This is a genomic window from Acuticoccus kalidii, from assembly GCF_021556395.1.
Taxonomy (GTDB): domain Bacteria; phylum Pseudomonadota; class Alphaproteobacteria; order Rhizobiales; family Amorphaceae; genus Acuticoccus; species Acuticoccus kalidii.
This window is the reverse complement of the sequence record NZ_JAKGCS010000033.1, coordinates 327,850-346,088: the sequence shown is the minus strand read 5'-3', so window position 1 is coordinate 346,088 and position 18,239 is coordinate 327,850. Positions and strand designations below refer to the sequence as shown.

The 18,239-nt window shown below is 65.7% G+C and carries 16 protein-coding genes; 8 read left to right on the top strand and 8 right to left on the bottom strand.

Features of this window, described 5'->3' with window-relative positions; all coding sequences use genetic code 11:
• Window positions 1-20: 20 nt before the first annotated feature.
• Window positions 21-1,352 carry an amidohydrolase gene (locus L1787_RS20085; RefSeq protein ID WP_235710888.1) on the bottom strand — a complete coding sequence of 444 codons (1,332 nt, stop codon included), beginning with the start codon at window positions 1,350-1,352 and terminating at the stop codon, window positions 21-23.
• A gap of 253 nt (window positions 1,353-1,605) precedes the next feature.
• Between L1787_RS20085 and L1787_RS20080 the strand changes: the two genes are divergently transcribed.
• From L1787_RS20080 to L1787_RS20065, 4 genes are all read left to right on the top strand, one after another.
• Complete coding sequence (locus tag L1787_RS20080) at window positions 1,606-2,148, top strand: MarR family winged helix-turn-helix transcriptional regulator (protein WP_235710887.1); 543 nt, start codon at window positions 1,606-1,608, stop codon at window positions 2,146-2,148.
• 352 nt (window positions 2,149-2,500) lie between these two features.
• On the top strand, window positions 2,501-4,084 hold the full coding sequence (gene ggt / locus L1787_RS20075) for a gamma-glutamyltransferase (protein ID WP_235711030.1): 1,584 nt from the start codon (window positions 2,501-2,503) through the stop codon (window positions 4,082-4,084).
• A gap of 74 nt (window positions 4,085-4,158) precedes the next feature.
• A complete protein-coding gene (locus L1787_RS20070) occupies window positions 4,159-5,220 on the top strand; it encodes an ABC transporter ATP-binding protein (RefSeq protein WP_235710886.1) in 1,062 nt (353 codons plus the stop codon).
• A complete protein-coding gene (locus L1787_RS20065) occupies window positions 5,213-6,211 on the top strand; it encodes an ABC transporter ATP-binding protein (protein ID WP_235710885.1) in 999 nt (332 codons plus the stop codon). Before L1787_RS20070 ends, L1787_RS20065 begins: the two co-directional genes overlap by 8 nt.
• A 117-nt stretch (window positions 6,212-6,328) precedes the next feature.
• Here L1787_RS20065 and L1787_RS20060 read toward each other — a convergent pair whose 3' ends face one another.
• The 4 genes from L1787_RS20060 to L1787_RS20045 form a co-directional block, all read right to left on the bottom strand.
• Entirely contained in the window at window positions 6,329-7,219 is an 891-nt protein-coding gene (locus L1787_RS20060) for an ABC transporter permease (RefSeq protein ID WP_235710884.1), read from the bottom strand.
• Between the two features lie 10 nt (window positions 7,220-7,229).
• Window positions 7,230-8,177 carry an ABC transporter permease gene (locus L1787_RS20055; protein WP_235710883.1) on the bottom strand — a complete coding sequence of 316 codons (948 nt, stop codon included), beginning with the start codon at window positions 8,175-8,177 and terminating at the stop codon, window positions 7,230-7,232.
• Between the two features lie 111 nt (window positions 8,178-8,288).
• The gene (locus tag L1787_RS20050; RefSeq protein ID WP_235710882.1) at window positions 8,289-9,860 is read right to left on the bottom strand and encodes an ABC transporter substrate-binding protein; all 1,572 of its coding nucleotides are present in this window, start codon (window positions 9,858-9,860) and stop codon (window positions 8,289-8,291) included.
• 315 nt (window positions 9,861-10,175) lie between these two features.
• Window positions 10,176-10,829 carry a glutathione S-transferase family protein gene (locus L1787_RS20045; RefSeq protein ID WP_235710881.1) on the bottom strand — a complete coding sequence of 218 codons (654 nt, stop codon included), beginning with the start codon at window positions 10,827-10,829 and terminating at the stop codon, window positions 10,176-10,178.
• Between the two features lie 110 nt (window positions 10,830-10,939).
• Here L1787_RS20045 and L1787_RS20040 point away from each other — a divergent pair, with 110 nt between their 5' ends.
• Window positions 10,940-12,151 (top strand): polyhydroxyalkanoate depolymerase, encoded by a 1,212-nt coding sequence (locus tag L1787_RS20040; RefSeq protein ID WP_235711029.1) that lies wholly within the window; start codon window positions 10,940-10,942, stop codon window positions 12,149-12,151.
• Between the two features lie 3 nt (window positions 12,152-12,154).
• On the opposite strand, the gene L1787_RS20035 is transcribed toward L1787_RS20040, so the two are convergent.
• Window positions 12,155-13,267 carry an AI-2E family transporter gene (locus tag L1787_RS20035; RefSeq protein ID WP_235710880.1) on the bottom strand — a complete coding sequence of 371 codons (1,113 nt, stop codon included), beginning with the start codon at window positions 13,265-13,267 and terminating at the stop codon, window positions 12,155-12,157.
• A gap of 220 nt (window positions 13,268-13,487) precedes the next feature.
• Complete coding sequence (locus tag L1787_RS20030; protein ID WP_235710879.1) at window positions 13,488-14,531, bottom strand: magnesium transporter; 1,044 nt, start codon at window positions 14,529-14,531, stop codon at window positions 13,488-13,490.
• A gap of 228 nt (window positions 14,532-14,759) precedes the next feature.
• On the opposite strand from L1787_RS20030, the gene tsaA reads away from it, so the two are divergent.
• On the top strand, window positions 14,760-15,242 hold the full coding sequence (tsaA, locus tag L1787_RS20025) for a tRNA (N6-threonylcarbamoyladenosine(37)-N6)-methyltransferase TrmO (RefSeq protein ID WP_235710878.1): 483 nt from the start codon (window positions 14,760-14,762) through the stop codon (window positions 15,240-15,242).
• A gap of 119 nt (window positions 15,243-15,361) precedes the next feature.
• Window positions 15,362-15,622, top strand: a complete 261-nt coding sequence (locus tag L1787_RS20020) for a WGR domain-containing protein (protein ID WP_235710877.1) — start codon at window positions 15,362-15,364, stop codon at window positions 15,620-15,622.
• A gap of 294 nt (window positions 15,623-15,916) precedes the next feature.
• Here the strand turns inward: L1787_RS20020 and L1787_RS20015 are convergent, their stop codons facing one another.
• The gene (locus tag L1787_RS20015; protein ID WP_235710876.1) at window positions 15,917-17,089 is read right to left on the bottom strand and encodes an enolase C-terminal domain-like protein; all 1,173 of its coding nucleotides are present in this window, start codon (window positions 17,087-17,089) and stop codon (window positions 15,917-15,919) included.
• 116 nt (window positions 17,090-17,205) lie between these two features.
• Between L1787_RS20015 and L1787_RS20010 the strand changes: the two genes are divergently transcribed.
• Window positions 17,206-18,231 (top strand): ABC transporter substrate-binding protein, encoded by a 1,026-nt coding sequence (locus tag L1787_RS20010; protein ID WP_235710875.1) that lies wholly within the window; start codon window positions 17,206-17,208, stop codon window positions 18,229-18,231.
• Window positions 18,232-18,239: the final 8 nt, after the last annotated feature.

The following is an 18,239-nucleotide window of genomic DNA, read 5'->3' as shown; positions in this document are numbered from 1 at the left end:
GGGGCGCCCCGATGCGAGCCCTATGCCGGCTCGGGGAAGGTTTCCTTCCGGTCGAACGAGCGGCGCAGCGCCAAGTAGCCTTCGCGGTCGAGCTTCGGCCCGGCCTCCGCGATGACGCGCTTTGCCTCGGCCGCATCGTCGAACAGGAGATCGACCGCGAGCATCGCCATCGATTTCGCCGGATTGACCGCGGCGAGCACATGGTCGCGCACATAATAGTCCCGTGAGTGGGGCGAGCCTTCGGTGCCGCCGCTGCGCGGATGGACGACCGGCATCATGAAGCCGACATCACCGACATCGGTCGACCCGGTCTGCTGCCGCGCCGGCCCCATGTGCGCCTCGCCGACGACGGCGGCGCAATTGTCGTATTGAAGCTTAATGAGGTTCTTGTCGGGATTGTTCGGCAGATAGCCGCCGACGGTCTCGATCTCGACCGTCGCCCCGATCGCGAGCGCGCCGGCGCGCATCGAGCGGTCGACGATCTCGCTCGCCTGCTGCATCGCTTCCACCGTACGGGCGCGGATCATCGTCTCGATGCGCACGTCGGCCGGGACCGAGCTCGTGCCGTCGCCGCCTTTGGTGATGATCGGGCTCACCCGCACGGTATCTTCCTCGCGGAATTTCTCCCGCTGCGCGTCGATCGCCGCGATCCCCAGCATCGCCGCCTTCAGCGCGTTGATTCCCTTGCTCGGAAACGAGCCGGCGTGCGCGGTGATGCCGGTGAACTTGATCCGCTTGATCAGGGAGCCGTTGTGCGTGTCGCCGACGCTCGCATGGCTGTCGTCCATGCCGTGCGGTGTGTGGGTGATGGTGATCATGTCGATATCGTCGAACTCGCCGAGCCGGATCAGCTCGGGTTTGCCAACGAGGAATTCGATCTCGCCTTCATCCTTCAAGGCGAGGCGCTCTTCGATCTGGATGCATTCCTCGGCGGGCACCGCGAACAACACGACGTCGCCGTCGAGATATTGCATCACCGCCTGAAGGCCCATGCCGGCCCCGATCATCGACGCGATCTGCGCGTTGTGCCCGCACCCATGGGCGGCCCCCGTCGCCGGATCGACGACCGGGCTGTCGCGCGTGATGATCGCATCGAGTTCGCCCAGAATGCCGACGGTCGGCCCCGACTTGCGACCATTGAGGCGCGTCTTGACGCCGGTTCGGGCAAGCCCGGTGCGCGACTGAAGCCCCATCTCCGAAAAGGCGTCGGCCACGAGGCGGGCCGTGTCGAACTCGCTGAAACCGAGCTCGGGGTGAGCGAGGATCCGCTTGCTGATATCGATGATCTCGTCGGCGCGTCGGTCGATGGCGGCGCAGACCTCCGCCTTGATTTCCGCCTTGGTCTTCGACATCCCGGCCTCCCTCGTCGCAGCGTGCATCGTTGGCTTTTGCGCGAGCAAAACCGTGCCGGATACGAGACGGCCGCTCACGGTGAGGTTAGCTAAATATGCTTCCATTTATCTGTCAAGAAAGATATTTAGAAGACAATTGAGCACGGCCGCCAACACAGCGGGAGCAAGGATGGCGCGGGCAACTCGCAGGGAAAATGCTAGGCAGGATGCTAACAAATCGGGCGCCGACAATGGCGGAGGCGGTCGCGACGTGATGGACGTGGGTCTTGCCCAATGGCACCGCGAGCGACCCGATCTCGATCCGTCCGCCAAGGCCGTGACCGGGCGCATTCTGCGACTTCACGACATCATCTTGCGCGCGTTCAATCGCGTGCTCGCAAGCCACGGGCTGAAATATGCCGACTACGCGGTGATCGCGACGCTGAGGGCGAGCGGCGCCCCCTACGAGATGACCCCCTCGGCGCTCCACAACATGATGGCGCTGAGCTCCGGCGGCCTCTCGAAGGTGCTCGGCCGCCTGGAGGCGCAGGGGCTCATCGTGCGCCGCACCGCCGAGGAGGATCGTCGCAGCGTCATCGTCGCGCTCACCGAGGCGGGCCATGCGCTGACGGAGCCGACCATGGCCTTCCAGGCAAACGCCGAGCACGACATCCTCGCCCCGCTTACCAAGCGCGAGCGCGACCAGGTCGCCGCCGCGCTGCGCAAATTGATCATCTACAACGAAGGCGTCTTCGTCGAACCGGCGCCCACCCCCGCCCCGCCGGTCGATCAAGGCGGCACGGGGACGCCCTCCTGATCGACGCTCGGGCATCGAGAGGAAGGCCGCGCGGTGCGCAAATTCTGGGCGCTCGTGGCGGCGCCGCGCCGATGCCCGGCGAACTTGGCGGGCCATCGATCCACTCGTGCGGCGCCCTTTCCGCTCTTATTCAATTGCGCCCGTTTCTTGCATACGGCAGCATGAGACATCTTCCCGGCGGTCTTCGCCGCGGAAGCAACGGCGCGTTTCGCCCTTTCCGGCGTGGTGCGCCGACGATGTGCGCCTTGCCCAAAAATCGGCACGGATGCGTACGCTCGGCTCGACCGGGCGTGTCCGGACCGATCAACGACCCGGCATCCCGGCGATGCCGACCCGAAGGACGAATTCTATGATGCGACGCGATTTCAACGTGGGCCGTTCGGCGATCTATGCCGAGAACGGCGCTGCGGCCACCGCCCATCCGATGGCGACACTCGCAGCCGTCGACGTCTTGCGCAGCGGCGGCAACGCCGTCGACGCAGCCGTCGCGGCCATGGCGCTTCTGTGCGTGATCGAACCGCAGGCGACCGGGCTCGGCGGCGATTGCTTCGCGATCTACTCCAAGGGGTCGTCCGGCAAGCCGATCGGGCTCAACGCGTCGGGCCGCGCACCCGCCGCGGCCACCGTCGACTGGTATCGCGAGCACGGCATCGACGAGATCCAGGTCGAGACGCCCCATGCCGTCACGATCCCCGGCGCCGTCGACGGCTGGTGCCGCCTCATCGAGGACCATGGCACGAAGTCGATCGGCGAACTTCTCCAGCCGGCGATCAGGGCGGCCGAAGACGGCTTCATCGTCGCCCCGCGCGTCGCCTATGACTGGGACAAGCTCACCTCCAAGCTGGCGCTCGATCCCAACACCAGCGCCCGATTCCTGCCCGGCGGCCGCGCGCCGAAGGTCGGCGAACGGCACGTCCAGCCCGAGCTCGCCTGGACGCTCAAATGCGTCGCGAAGGACGGGCGCAACGGGTTCTATCGCGGCCCCGTCGCCGAAGACATCGTGAACCGCCTGCGCGAGCTCGGCGGCCTCCACACGATGGACGATTTCGACGCCAGCGAGCCGACTTATGTGGAGCCGATCTCCACCACCTATCGCGGCCATCAGGTCTACGAGATCCCGCCGAACGGTCAGGGCATCACCGCCCTCATCATCCTCAATGTCCTCTCCGGCTTCGACCTGACGGACCCGTCCCTTTCCCTTGCCGACCGGGTCCACCTCCTCGCGGAAGCCTCGAAGGCCGCCTATCTGCGCCGCGACGCGCTGATCGGCGATCCGACGATGGTGGACGTTCCGGTCGAGCGGCTCCTCTCGGCCGAGGAGGCGGACCGTATCCGCGCCTCGATCAGCCTCGACCGGGCCGGCACGCCCGCGCCCGTCGATCCGTTCGTCCATTCCGACACGACCTATCTCACCGTCGTCGACAAGGACCGGAATGCGATCTCCTTCATCAACTCGCTCTTTTCCGGTTTCGGCTCCGGCATCATGGGTCCGAAGAGCGGCGTCATGCTGCAAAATCGCGGCACCTCCTTCCGCATCAAAGAAGGGCATCCGAACGCGATCGCGCCCCGCAAGCGGCCGATGCACACCATCATCCCCGCCATGCTCGGCAAGGGCGACACGATGATGATGCCGTTCGGCGTGATGGGCGGCCACTTCCAGCCCGTCGGGCACACCAACGTCGTCACCGGGATGCTCGATCTCGGTCTCGACCCGCAGGACGCCCTCGCCGCGCCCCGTTCCTTTGCCTATGATGGCGAGCTGCGCCTCGAGGCGACCTTCAGCGATGCCGTGGCACAGGACCTGCAAGATCGCGGGCACAAAGTGGTCCGGCAAGAGCCGGTCGGCGGCGGTCAGGCGATCTATATCGACCATGAACGCGGCACCCTCATCGCCGGCTCCGAGCCGCGCAAAGACGGCTGCGCAATCGGTTACTGATCGCATTCCGGGGCGGTCGAAGCCACCGCCCGCCCCGGCCATCCCGGACGGAACGACACGAGAGAGGCTCCCTTTTGGCGAACCCCACCGCGCCAGAGCGCGCCGCCCCCGACGAGACCGTGCTGGCCGTCGAGGGGCTCAAAACGCAATTCTTCACCCGCGACGGGATCGTCCGCGCCGTCGACGGCGTCAGCTTCGACGTGAAGCGCGGTGAGACGGTCGGCGTCGTCGGCGAGAGCGGCAGCGGCAAGAGCGTCACCGCTCTGTCCATCATGCGCCTTCTCGCCAAGCGGACCGGGCGGATCGTCGAAGGGTCGATCCACCTCGTCGATACGGAGATCACTGCCGCCTCGGAACGCAAGATGCGCGATATCCGCGGCAACGTCGCCTCGATGATCTTCCAGGAACCGATGACGAGCCTCAATCCGGTGCTCAAGATCGGCTATCAGATGACCGAGACGATCCGCGTCCACCAGGGTCTCGACAAGGCGGCCGCCCGCAAGCGCGCGCTCGACATGCTGCGCTTCGTCCACATTCCCGAGCCGGAACGGCGCATCAACCAATATCCGTTCGAGCTGTCGGGCGGGATGCGGCAGCGCGTGATGATCGCGATGGCGCTCTCGTGCAATCCGCAGCTTCTGATCGCCGATGAGGCGACGACCGCGCTCGACGTCACGATCCAGGCGCAGATCCTGGAGCTGATCCGCGAGCTTCGCGAGAAGATCGGCATGGCGGTGCTGATGATCACCCACGATCTCGGCGTCGTCGCCGAGACGTGCGACCGGATCGTCGTCATGTACGCCGGCAAGGTGATGGAGCGCGGGACGGTGCGGGAGGTGTTCCGCAACCCGCTCCATCCCTACACCAAGGGGCTCCTCGCCTCGATCCCGCGCCTTCCCGAGCCCGGCGCCGCCGCACGCGAGGCGCGTGGCAACCTCACCGAGCTGCCGGGCTTCGTGCCCTCGCTGCGCAACGTGCCGCCCGGTTGCCGGTTTGCGCCGCGCTGCTCCTACGCCGTCGCAAAGTGCCACGAGGAGAGCCCACCGCTCATGGAAAAGGCCCCCGGCCGCCTTACCGCCTGCTTCGAGGCGCACCGACTGATGGAAAACGCCATGCCGGAGACGGCCAATGTCTGAGGCCGCAACGCTCGACCGCCCGGCGGCGACCGATGCGGCGCGCCCCCTCGTCGTCGACAATCTCACCAAGCACTACCCGATCCACCGCGGCATCCTGAACCGCGAGGTCGCCCGCGTTCATGCCGTCGACGGGGTGAGCTTCGATCTCGGGGCCGGCGAAACGCTCGGCCTCGTCGGCGAATCGGGCTGCGGGAAGTCGACCGTCGGGCGCTGCATTCTGCGCCTCGTGGAGCCGACCAGCGGCACGATCCGCCTCGGCGACGACGACATCACCCATCTCGATCGCGGCGCGATGCGGCCGCACCGGCAGGACCTCCAGGCGATCTTCCAGGATCCCTACTCCTCGCTCAATCAGCGGATGCGCGCGGGCGAGATCGTCGCCGAGCCGCTCGTCAATTTCGGCCAGCCGGCGGACCGGGCGCACATTGCGAGCCTCTTCGAGCGGGTCGGCCTGCGTCCCGAGCAGATGGACCACTATCCGCACGAATTCTCCGGCGGGCAGCGCCAGCGCCTCGTGATCGCGAAGGCGCTCGCGTTGGAGCCTTCGGTCATCGTGTGCGACGAGGCGGTGTCTGCGCTCGACGTTTCGGTGCAAGCGCAGGTGATCAACCTCCTCACCGAGCTGCAGCGCGAGCGGGGGATCGCCTATCTCTTCATCGCTCACGATCTCGCTGTGGTGGAGCACATCAGCCACCGCATCGCGGTGATGTATCTCGGGCAGATCGTGGAGCTTGCGGAAAAGCGCGCCCTCTTCGAGGATCCGCTCCACCCTTACACGCGCGCCCTTCTCAACGCCGTGCCGATCCCCGATCCCGAGGTGACGCGCGACCGGACGATCATCGGCGGCGACGTGCCGAGCCCGTTGAACCCGCCCAAGGGTTGCCGCTTCAACACCCGCTGCCCCCTCGCCTTCGACCGTTGCCGCAGCGAGGCGCCGGCCTATCGCGAGGTGAAGCCCGGCCACTACGCCGCCTGCCACCTCAACGACTGACACGAAAAAGGCCGGGTCTGACCCGGCCTTTTTCTGTCGATCAACGCCCCGCATCGCGGGGCGTCGTCATGTCATGCGCCCGTCAGCGGGCGATGGCGCTGTCCCGCGCCACCGTCTTTAGCGCAGGCTCCGCTGCATTTGCGGGTCGAGCCGGTCACGCAGACCATCGCCCAGCATGTTCACCGCGAGGACGGTGAGCGCCAGAAAGATGCTCGGGAAGAGCACGGCGCCCGGCGCGATCGTGAAGAGCGCCCGCCCTTCGGCGACGATATTCCCCCAGCTCGGAATCTCCGGCGGCGTCCCCGCCCCCAGGAAGGACAGGTAGGCCTCGGAGATGATCGCCGAGGCGGAGATATAGGTCGCCTGGACGATGAGCGGGTTGATGGTGCTCGGCAGGATGTGACGGCGCAGAAGCGGAATGTCCTTCGTCCCTGCCGCGATCGCGGCTTCGACGAAAGGCTGCTCGCGTACGCTCATCACGATGCCGCGCACCAGGCGGGCGACGCGCGGGATCTCCGGAATGGTGATCGCGATGATGATGTTGCGGATCGACGAACCGGCGAGCGCCATGAAGGCGATCGCGAGGAGCACCGACGGGATCGCCATCAACCCGTCCATCACCCGCATCACCACGACGTCGACCCAGCGGACGAGGCCCGCCGCGAGGCCGATCACGAGGCCGATCGCCGTCGCGATCGCGGCCACCGAGAGCCCCACCATGAGTGAGACGCGGCTGCCGTAGATGACGCGCGAGAAGAGATCGCGCCCCATCATGTCGGTTCCGAAGAGATGCTCGGAGGACGGTGCCTTGAGGCGGTTGACGACGTCGAGCGCGATCGGGTCGTACCGCGTGACGAGCGGCGCGAAGATGGCGAGGAGCGCCAGGAAGGAGATGATCACGCCGCCGGCGACAAGGGTCGGATTGCGCCGGGTGAAGGTGCCCCCTTCGCCGAGAAGAAGGCGGAAGCGGCTCGGGGTGCGGGTCGTCGAAACGGTTGAAATTGCCATGCTCTTCGCCTCAGCCCTGGTAGCGAATGCGCGGGTCGAACAGCGAATAGCTGAGATCGACGAGCAGGTTGAGGAGGACGTAGACCACGGTGAAGATCAGGAGGACGCCCTGGATCACGGGATAGTCCTTGCGCACGATCGCATCGACGGTCAGCCGGCCGACGCCGGGGATCGCGAACACCGTTTCCGTCACCACGACGCCTGAGATCAGCAGCGCGATGCCGAGACCGATCGTGGTGACGATCGGGATCGCGGCGTTCTTGAGCGCATGGATCAACAGGATCGGCGGGGTCGACAGGCCCTTGGCCCGCGCGGTGCGGATATAATCCTGGTTGAGCACCTCGATCACGCTCGCCCGCGTCATCCGGGCGATCAGCGCGACATAGATCATGCCGAGCGACAAAGTCGGCAGGACGAGGCTGCGGAAGAAGGGCACGAGCCCGTCTTTGTAGCTGACATAGCCCTGCACCGGCAGGAGCTGGAGGTTCAGCGCGAAGACGTAGACGAGGATATAACCGAGCACGAAGACCGGAAGGGAAAAGCCCGTCACCGCCAGCACCATCACGACACGGTCGACGATGCTGCCGGCCTTCCAGGCCGCGAGCACGCCCATCGGAATGCCGACGATGACGGCGAAACTGATGGTGGAGAGGGTCAGCGCGATGGTCGGCTCGGCCCGCTGGAGGACGAGGTTGAGCACCGGCTGTTGATTGTAGATCGACGCCCCGAGATCGCCCTGGAGAACCCGCCAGATCCAATCGAAGAACTGAGCATAAAGGGGTTGATCGAGCCCGAGCTGCTGGCGGATGCGCTCGATGTGTTCAGGCTGGGCGAAGTCGCCGGCGATCACCGCCGCCGGGTCGTTCGGCCCGAGATGCAGGAGCATGAAGATCAGCACCGCGACGATGAAGAGAACGGGTATCGTCGCGATCAGGCGCCGCACGGCATAGGCAAGCATCAATATACTCTCAACGGAGATGCGGGCGGCCCAAGGGGCCGCCCATGAGGGCCTGACGACGTGCGCGCCGGCCCGAACGTGTGGCGCGGCGCGCGAGGCGCCGCCGCCCGCTTACTGCTTCTCGATGTTCCAGAAGCCGAGGATCGGGCCCTTCACGACACCCGAGACATTGGCGCGCCACGCCGACGGCATCTGGTATTGGCCGAGCATGACGAACGAGCCGTAGTCCATGATCTCGGCCGACAGCTCGTCCATGATCGCCTTGCGCTTTTCCGCATCGGCCTCGCGGCCCCATGCGATGCGCAGCTCTTCGATCTTCTCGTTCTCGGGCCAGCCGAACCATGCGGTTTCGCCGGCGGCGACGCCGGAGTGCTCGATGGGGGACGCCGCGCCGAGGCCCGTCCGGGTGTGGAAAATCGACCAGCCGCCCTCATTCGGCGGGTTCTTCGAGGCGCGCCGCGAGGTGAGCGTCGCCCAGTCCATCGCCTGCAGCTCCACTTTGACGCCGAGTTCACGAAGCTTCGCGGCCGTGATCAGCGCCGCCGGGCCCGACGGGTGGTCGGTCGGGTGCATGACGACCACCGTCTCACCGTCATAGGCCTGGTCGATCAGCTCCTGGGCCTTCGCCATGTCGCTGGTGACCATGCGCTCGGCCCCGCCCGCGCTCGTCTCGGTGGGTGTCCCGCACATCATCACGGAGGGGCAGGTCTGCCAATATTTCGGGTCGCCGACCATCGCGGTCATGTACTCGGACTGGTCGACCATGTAGGCGAGCGCCTGCCGCACTTCCTTCTTGTCGAAGGGCGGATAAAGGTGGTTCGGCCGCAGGAGAACGATGAGGCCGAACGGATCCTGCACGTCGACCGAGACGTTGGGATCGGCTTCCATGACCGGAACGAGATCGACCGGCGGGGCCTCCCAATAGTCCACCTCGTTGTTGAGGAGGGCCGACATCGCGGTGCCGGGATCGGGGAGATAGAGCCACTCGACGCGGTCGACCTTGGCGATCTTGCCGCCGGCCGCGCCGCTCGGGGCCTCTTCGCGGGGCACATAGTCCTCGAACTTGTCGTAGACGACCTTGTTGCCGGGCACCCACTCCTCTTCGTTGAACACGAAGGGGCCGGAGCCGATATGGCTTTGCACCTGCTCGAACGGGTCGGTCGACGCGACCGATTCCGGCATGATGAACGGGCCGGTCAGCGCCGAAAAGCTCTCCAGAACGAGACCATAGGGGGTGTTGAGCGTCAGCTCGAACGTGTCGTCGTCCACCGCCGTCAGCGATTCGGTGACTTCGGCGAGCGCGCCGCCGGCATTGTCACGCGCTTCCCAGCGTTTGATGGACGCGATGACGTCCGCCGTCGTCACCGGGGCGCCGTCATGGAAGGTGAGCCCTTCACGCAGATTGAACGTGTAGGTGAGCCCGTCTTCGCTGACCTCGTAGTCCGCGACCATCTGGGGCTGCGGCTCGAGCTGCTCGTTGAGGCCGAACAGCGTGTCGTAGATCATGTAGGCGTGGTGCCGCGTGATGATCGCAGTCGTCCACACGGGATCGAGATTGCGCAGATCCGCATAGGGCACGACGCGAAGAACGCTCTGCTCCTGCGCCACGGCGCCGGTGCTCGCGAGCCCGCTGGTGAGGAGTGCAGCCGCCAGGATGGGTCTGACGCACTTGTAGGAGATCATCACAGACCCCTTCTGTTCAAAAAACGATCAGCGCGACGGACGAAATGTAGACGACGCCCTTCGCGCGTGGCCTTAGCTTAGGCAGTGCCCAGAAAGGTGTCACGGACAAATATTAGAACTTCAATGATGACGAAGAAGGCAAAGGAACATCTGCGGTGATGTGCGGGCCACCACCCTAAAGCACGGCGGAGACGGCAGCGGCCGCCCCCGATACGCCGCGCGACCGAGTGAATACACGCTTAGGCTGAGAGCATGACCGGCACACGCCGCCGCGCCGATCGAAATGCGGGCATCTTTCCGCCCGGTCGAAGCCGGTCAGAACTCGACTTCGAGCTCGATCATCTCGTCGGGTTCGGCCTGCGCCCCCTCCGCCCACGCCACCATCGGCTCCCAGGCGAAGATCGTCTCGCAATAGGCTTGCAAGGGCGGCTCAAGCTCCACCGCGTAGGTTCGGAAACGCGTACAGACCGGCGCATACATCGCATCGGCGACCGTCGGCTCGCCGAACAGGAACGGACCGCCATACGTCGCGAGACAGTCGGTCCAGATATCCTTGATGCGCTGCACATCGGGCCGAGCGCCCGAGAAGATCTTGAACCGCTCGTGCTGGGCCTTGATGTTCATCGGCAAGGCCGAGCGCAGATTATAGAAACCGGAGTGCATCTCGCCGGAAACCGCGCGGCAATGCGCCCGCGCGGCGCGGTCCTTCGGGAAGAGCCCCGCTTTGGGCGCCACTTCGTTGAGATATTCCGCGATCGCGAGCGTGTCCCAAACCTCGACGCCGTCATGGCTGAGACGCGGGACGCGCACCGACGGCGAAAGGAGCAACAGCTCCTGCCGGACCTCGGGATCGTCCGTCGCGACCGGCTGCTCCTCGAAGTCGAGCCCGGCCATTTTGCACAACAGCCACCCCCGCAGCGACCAGGAGGAATAATTCTTCGAGGATATCGTCAGTGTCGCTCGTGCCATGCCGGCCCCACTCTCATCATCGTTTGGCGTGTCCGAGAATTTTGTCGCACCGCAGCAAGGGATGCACTAGCATTTTTTGGCTGCGTTAAATGGGCTCGATGGGACTGAGTATGCTCTATCAGATGTATCAGATGCAGGACGACCTGCTCGCGCCGATGCGCCTTTTCGCGCGCTACACACGGCTCGACGCGTTCGCTCCGCCGCAACTGATGCCGCTCACGCCGCATGCCTTCGATGCGACGATGGAGATGATCGCCCGCTTTCGCCTGACCCACAAGCGGCCCGCCTTCGGGATCCGCAGCGTGCCGGTCGGCCATCGCGAGGTGGCCGTTCGTGAGGAGGTCGCCCTCGATCTGCCGTTCGGCAATCTTCTCCATTTCGCCAAGGATATCGACACGCCGCAGCCGCCGATCCTCGTGGTGGCACCGCTGTCGGGTCACTTCGCGACGCTCCTTCGCCACACGGTCGAGGTGCTGCTGCGCGACCACGACGTCTACGTCACAGACTGGAAGAACGCCCGGGACGTGCCGCTCTCCGCCGGAAGCTTCGGCGTCGAGGATCATATCGAATACATGATCCGCTTCATGGAGACGATCGGGCCCGGCGGGAACATTCTCGCGGTGTGCCAGCCCTGCGTCCAGGCGCTGATCGCCGTCGCGGTGATGTCGGCGGCGGACAATCCGGCGACGCCGCGCACCATGACGCTGATGGCCGGCCCGATCGACACCCGCGAGAGCCCGACCGAGGTGAACGACCTCGCCAACGATCACGGCCTCGACTGGTTCGAGGAGAACCTCATCACCACCGTCCCGATGCGCTATCGCGGCGCCGGACGGCGCGTCTATCCGGGCTTCGTGCAGCTCTACGCCTTCATGTCGATGAACATGAACCGCCACGTCGACCAGCATAAGAAGCTGTTCAACCACCTGCTCCACGGCGAGTTCGCCAAAGCGCGGCGGATTACCGAATTTTACGACGAGTATTTCGCCGTTCTCGACCTCACGGCCGAGTTCTATCTCGAGACGATCGACCGGATCTTCCAGAACGCCGAACTCGCGCAGGGCACCTTCACCTATCGCGGCGAAGTCGTTGATCCGGGCGCCATCCGCAAGACCGCCCTCCTCACTGTCGAGGGCGGCCGCGACGATATCTGCGCCCTCGGCCAGACTGCCGCGGCGCATGACCTCTGCAATTCCCTCCGCCCGCATCTGAAACGCCACCATCTCCAGGCCAATGCCGGGCATTATGGCGTGTTCAGCGGCCGGCGCTGGGAGTTCGAGGTCTATCCCGTCGTGCGCAACATGATCCTCGCGATGGAGTGAGGATCAGGCGACCTTCTCCCGCTCGTCGGTCGCCTGAAGCGGCTGCGCCGGCTCGTCCTTGGCGTCTTCCACCCAGTCACGCCAAAGCGCGACGAGGATCGCCATCAACACCGGACCGACGAAGAGGCCGAGAAAGCCCATCGTCTTCACCCCGCCGATCAGGCCGAAGAAGGTCGGCAGGAACGGCAAGCTGATCGGCCCGCCGACGAGCTTCGGCCGGATCGTCTTGTCGACGATGAACAATTCGAGCGTGCCCCAGGAAAACAGCGCGATGCCGGCGAAGGGGGATCCGCTCGTCGCGACATAGATCGAGACCAACGTCATCGACAGCGGCGCGCCACCCGGCACCAGCGCCATGATCGCGGTGAGAACGCCGAGCGTCGCGGGCGACGGCGCGCCGGCGAGCCAGTAGGCCACGCCGAGAACGATGCCCTCCCCGATCGCGATCAGCGTCATCCCGAGAACCGCCGAACGCACGGCGAGCGGCACGATGCGCGACAACCGCTCCCACCGTAAGGGCAGGATCTTGGCGCCGATCCGGTCCAACTGCTCGACGAGCATCTCGCCCTGGCGAAACACGAAGAAGAGAACGATCAGCATGAAAATCAGCGTCAGCGCACCGTCGAACACGCGATAACCGACCGTGATCACCGCCTGATAGATCGTTCGCACATTCTCGCCGCTCAGCACCTGGACGAGTTCGCTGATGCCGCCGGGGCGGCCGAGATAGAGCGCCCATTGCTGCTGGAGCCATTCGCCCATGGCCGGCACGTTGGCGATCCAGTCGGGCGGCTCGGCCCCGGTCCGGTTGAGCTGAACGATCCAGTGGAACCAGATGCCGACCTCGCCGATCGCATAGAGCGTTGCGATCGTGATCGGGACGATCAGGAAGACGAGGAGGAGAAGGATGGCGATCGAGGCGGTGAGGATCGTGTTGCCGCCCATCCGGTCGCAGAGTCTGACGTAGAGCGGCCAGCTCGCGAACCCGATCACGAGCGCGGCGAGGACCGGCACCAGAAAGCCGTGCAGGAAATAGATCCCGACGATGACGACCGTCGCGACGAGCAATCGCCCGGCGAACAAGGGAGGAATCAGCGGCTCGGTGGACCGGTTCATAAGCTTCGGCTCATTTTGAGCACGACCCGCTGGAGTGGACCCCCGTGCGCGGACAAATGCGTGCTCGCTTCTCTTCTTGGGCGCGAATCCTGCTCGCTCCGATGGCCCTGGCCGAAGCGAACAGCGTTCCCGGCCCGGTTCGTCGCGGCCGGTCGATGAGGATAGCGCTTAACGTGGCGCGACAACACGTGGAGCGACATCATGGCCTTCATGGTTGTGCTCAAACCGCGCCCGTGAGGCCGAGGAGCCAAGTGGTGATCGAGAAATAGAGGATCAGCCCCGACAGATCGACGATCGTGGTGAGCGCCGGGCCGGAGATGACCGCCGGATCCTGCCGGGCCGCGACGGCTCCGAGCGGCAGCAGCGCGCCGATGAGGGTCGCCGAAATCACCTGCATTGCGAGCGCGAGGCCGATCGCTGCGCCGATCATCTCGATCGAGAGGCCGCCCGGCACGTCGGCCGCGTTCGATATGAGGTAGACCTTCAAGAACGCGAAGGTGAAAAGCGAGGCCGCCATCAGGAGCGAGACACGCGCCTCGCGCCACAGGACGCGCCCCGCGTCCCGCACCGACACATCCCCGACGGACATCGCGCGGGTGATCAGGCTCGCCGACTGGGTGCCGACATTGCCGCCGGTATCGGCGACCATCGGCATATAAAGCGCGAGGATGACGAGCGCGCTGAGGGCGTCCTCATAGATGTGGACGACATAGCCAGCCGCGAGCCCGGCGACCGCGAGGCCGAGCACCCAGGGGATTCGGCGGCGGAAATCGGACCAGACCGTGTGGTCGAGATAGTCGTCCTTCACGGTTCCGACGATGCCGACGAAGCGGTCCGCGTCCTCCTCGAAATTGGCGAGGAGATAGGCCCGCGCCCGCTCGGCGGTGACGATCCCCTCGATCGTCCCGTCCTGCGCCACCACCGGCCAGGCCTCGGCCCCGTCATGGAGAAGGCGGTGGGCGGCGACTTCGGCCTCCATCGTCTCGCGCAGGTGCGCGGACGGCCGCGTCATGATCCGGGCGAGCGGCGTCTCTCCCGGCGCCGCGAGGCAGTCGCGCAGCGAGACGAAGCCGAGAAATCCGCCCCCCTCGCCGATCACGGCCGCCTGATAGATCGTCGCCGCCTCCGCCTGGCCGGCGAGGCTCGCGACGGCGTCGGCGCAGGAGATCGCCTCCGGAAGGCGCGCGAAGCGGCGCTCCATGATCGCGCCGACGGGCTCCATCAAAGCCTCCATCGTCGCATCGCCGGCATGTCCGTTCGCCATAGTCCACCTTCATAGTCCGAGCCCGGTCGCGAAACCGGCCATGACATTCGTCATGCCGATTCACGGCGGGTGCAGCTAATCCGGCCAGAATGACAAGCCTATATCAAGGGCGGCGCTCGACGCCTCGCCGATCGAGCGCCGCTATCGGCCGCCTTTCGACCGGCGCGGCTTGTCGGAAGGATCGTCGAGGCTGGCATTCGGCCCGCCCTTCGCGCGTAAGGAGTGCCCATGAACCGACCCGAGACGGACCCCACGATCCGCGACGGCGAACGCGCGGTCGCCCTTCCCGCCGCGACGGACGCCGGCGTCTATTTTATCGGCCGGATCCACACGCCCTACACGGACCGCAGCGAATGTCCGCGGCAAGGGCGCGCCGACGGGCCGGAATGCGAGATCGAGGTGTTCGAGCCCTGGGCGGCGGCGCTCGAAGGGATCGAGAACGCCCCGCGCATCGAGGTGCTTTACTGGCTTCACGAGGCGCGGCGCGATCTCGTTGCCCAGGTGCCACGCCATCATGGTGAGCGCCGCGGCACCTTCGCCCTGCGCTCGCCGGTGCGGCCCAATCCGATTGGCACGCTCGTCGTGCCGCTCGTCGCCGTTCGCGGCAATCGGCTGATCGTGCGCGGGCTCGACTGTCTCGACGGAACGCCGCTGATCGACATCAAGCCGGAGCGCTGCGCCTTCGGCCCCGCCCCCGCGAATCAACCCTGACGCCCTCACTCGAGGCCATTAGCGGTGGAGGACTCGGCCGGCCGTCTCAACCTTCGGGCTCGAACGCACTAACGTGCCTGCCCGGTCGCCCGGCGGCCGCGTGCCGTAAGGAACTCGCGATGCAACAGCTCGATCTCTTCCCCACGGATTTGCATCTGCGCTGCATCGATCCGATCGAGAATCGCCGCCGCTTCTACTCACTCTCGATCCAGAAGACGCTGTTCGGCGAATGGGTTCTGGTGCGCGAATGGGGCCGCATCGGCCGCTCCGGCCGCTTGCGCAGCGACCTTTATCCGACCGCCGGCAAGGCGCTCGACGCGCTCAGCGAACTCGCCCGGAAGAAGCGGCGGCGCGGCTATTATGCGCTCGAGGCCGCCTGAAGGCACGGCGCGGGGCGAACCGGCCTCATCGATCGGAAAAATCGCCGCTGTTCCCGGATCGCCGATCTTTCGACGTCCGGAGAGGCTACGGGCCTGTCACCCCGCACAGTGGGGCGTGGCCGCTCGCGGCTCTCCTCTCGCATCGCTGCTTCGGAGGTCGAACGAGGAAGTGCCCTCTTCCGACCCATCCGATGCCCGGAATACAGCATTCTGCCTAATAAAATGCCATATGTCGGGCCTTATCTTTTCACATATTTGCGCCAATCGTTGCGCAGTGTTGCGAAATATCCGCAGTCAGTCCCCCGTGAAGACGTGCTGGCTCACCGTGTTCCCGTTGATGCGGTCCCAGTCATACGTGACGCCGAGACCGGGGCCCGCGGGAACGGGGAAGGTTCCGTCGGCGCCGATCGCGTCGAGATCGTCGGAATAGCCACAGGTGTAGATCGGCGGCAGCGCGTTCTTCATGCCGGGGCCGACGAGGGTCGATTCGTAAAAGTTGGTGTTGCGGATCGCGGCCATGCAATGGCGCTGGGCGGGGCCGCAAGAGTGCAACTCGCAATCGAGCCCGAAGGATTCGGCAAGGTGAGCAATGCGCATCGTGCCGGTGATACCGAGATCGAATTCCGGATCAGCCCGCACATAGTCCGTCGCGCCGGAGACGATGAAATCGGCCTTCTGCTCCAGCCCGCGCACATGCTCGGTCATCAGGAGCGGCGTCTTGATGAAGGATTTCAGCCGCTTCGCGCCGTGCATCGAGACGCCATTGTCCCGGTAAGGGTCTTCGATCCACATGAAATTCGCCTCGTCGCACGCCCGTCCGACCTGCAGCGCGTCGGAGAAGGTGCGTAGATCGCAGGACGGGTCGAGCATCAGCTTCATCTCGCCGCCAAATCGGCGCCCGAGGAGGCGCACCGTCTCGCTCTCCTCGTTCGGATCGCCCTCGCTGAAGCCGTGAACCTTGAAGGCGGTATAGCCGAGCGCGCGACACTCCTCCGCGAACGCGACATAGGCTTCGGGCGATGAGAGGCGGCCGTTGCGGTCGCCATGGATGGTGCTCGCATAGGCCGGCACGCGATCCTTGTGCCCTCCGAGGAGCGTCGCGATCGACGCGCCGAAGCGCTTGCCGGCGAGATCCCAGAGCGGAATGTCGAGAAGGCCGATCCCCATCATGTCGGTCTGGCGGAGGCCGTAGCGGAAATGGGCATAGATCGCTTCGCGGTGCAGCGGATCACGGCCGATGAGCTGCGGGGCGAGTTGGAGAACCTGCGAGATCGCCGCCGGCGTCCCGCCCCACCCGGTCACATAGGCCCCCTCGACGCCGTCGCTGTCGCGGATCGTGATGGCGTGGCGGACCATCCGGTGGCTCTTGCCGGGCGCGCAGACGATATTGAAGCCGCCCTCGTCGACCGAGAGGTCATCCACGACATACTCGAAGCCCGTGACCTCGACCCGTTCAATCACACTCATTGCGTTCTCTTCGTTCTGGGGGGTTGCAGTCCCCGTCAATCTCGATAACGATAATGATAATTCGCAGGCGGACACAAGCCGCCGCGACAAGAGAAACGAGAACACGGGAGGCCCGCATGATCGGCACCAAACACCTCATCTTCGCGACGGCGGTCAGCGCCATCGCCCTCACGAGCGGCGCAGCATCCGCGCAGAACCTTGTGATGTATTGCAGCGTCCAGCAGTCCTGGTGCGAGGCGACCGCCGCCGCCTTCACGAAGGAGACCGGCATTCGCGTCGCCATGCAGCGTAAGGACACCGGGGCGGCCCTCGCCCAGATCCGTGCCGAATCGGCCAATCCCCAGGCCGATGTCTGGTGGGGCGGCTCGGGCGACGCGCACATCCAGGCCGCGAGCGACGGGCTGACGCAGGAGTACAAGTCCCCCAACGTCTCCGAGCTGCGGGACTGGGCCGTCGAGCAGGGCGAGACCACCGGCTACAAGACCATCGGCATCTATTCCGGCGTCCTCGGCTGGGGCTACAACACCGAATTCTTCGAGCGCGAAGGCCTCGACCCGCCGCTCGCCTGGTCCGACCTCGAGAAGGCGGACTATGAAGGCGAGATCCAGGTCGCCAATCCGAACACGTCCGGCACCGCCTACACCGCGCTCGCGACGCTCGTGCAGCTCTATGGCGAGGACGAGGCGTTCGACTATCTGAAGCGGATCGACGGCAATATCAGCGAGTACACCCAGTCCGGCACCGCCGGGATCCGCGCCGCCGCCCTCGGCGAGACCGGGATCGGCATCGCCTTCCTCCACGATGTCATCCAACAGGCGGCGGCCGGGTTCCCGGTGAAGGCGGTCGCACCGTCGGACGGGACGGGCTACGAAATCGGCTCGATGAGCCTCATCAAAGATGGCCCGAACCCGGACGTCGCCAAGACATTTTACGATTGGGCGCTGACGGCCGAGGCGCAGGGCCTCGCCCTCGACGCCGGCGCCTATCAGATCCAGGCGAACAAGAATGTCGAGCCCGCGCCGGAAGCGCCGAAGCTCGATGAGACGAAGCTCATCGACTATGACTTCGCCAAATACGGCTCGGCCGAGACGCGCTCCCATCTCCTGAAACGGTGGGATAACGAGATCGCCTCGCAGCGCTGACCGTTGAA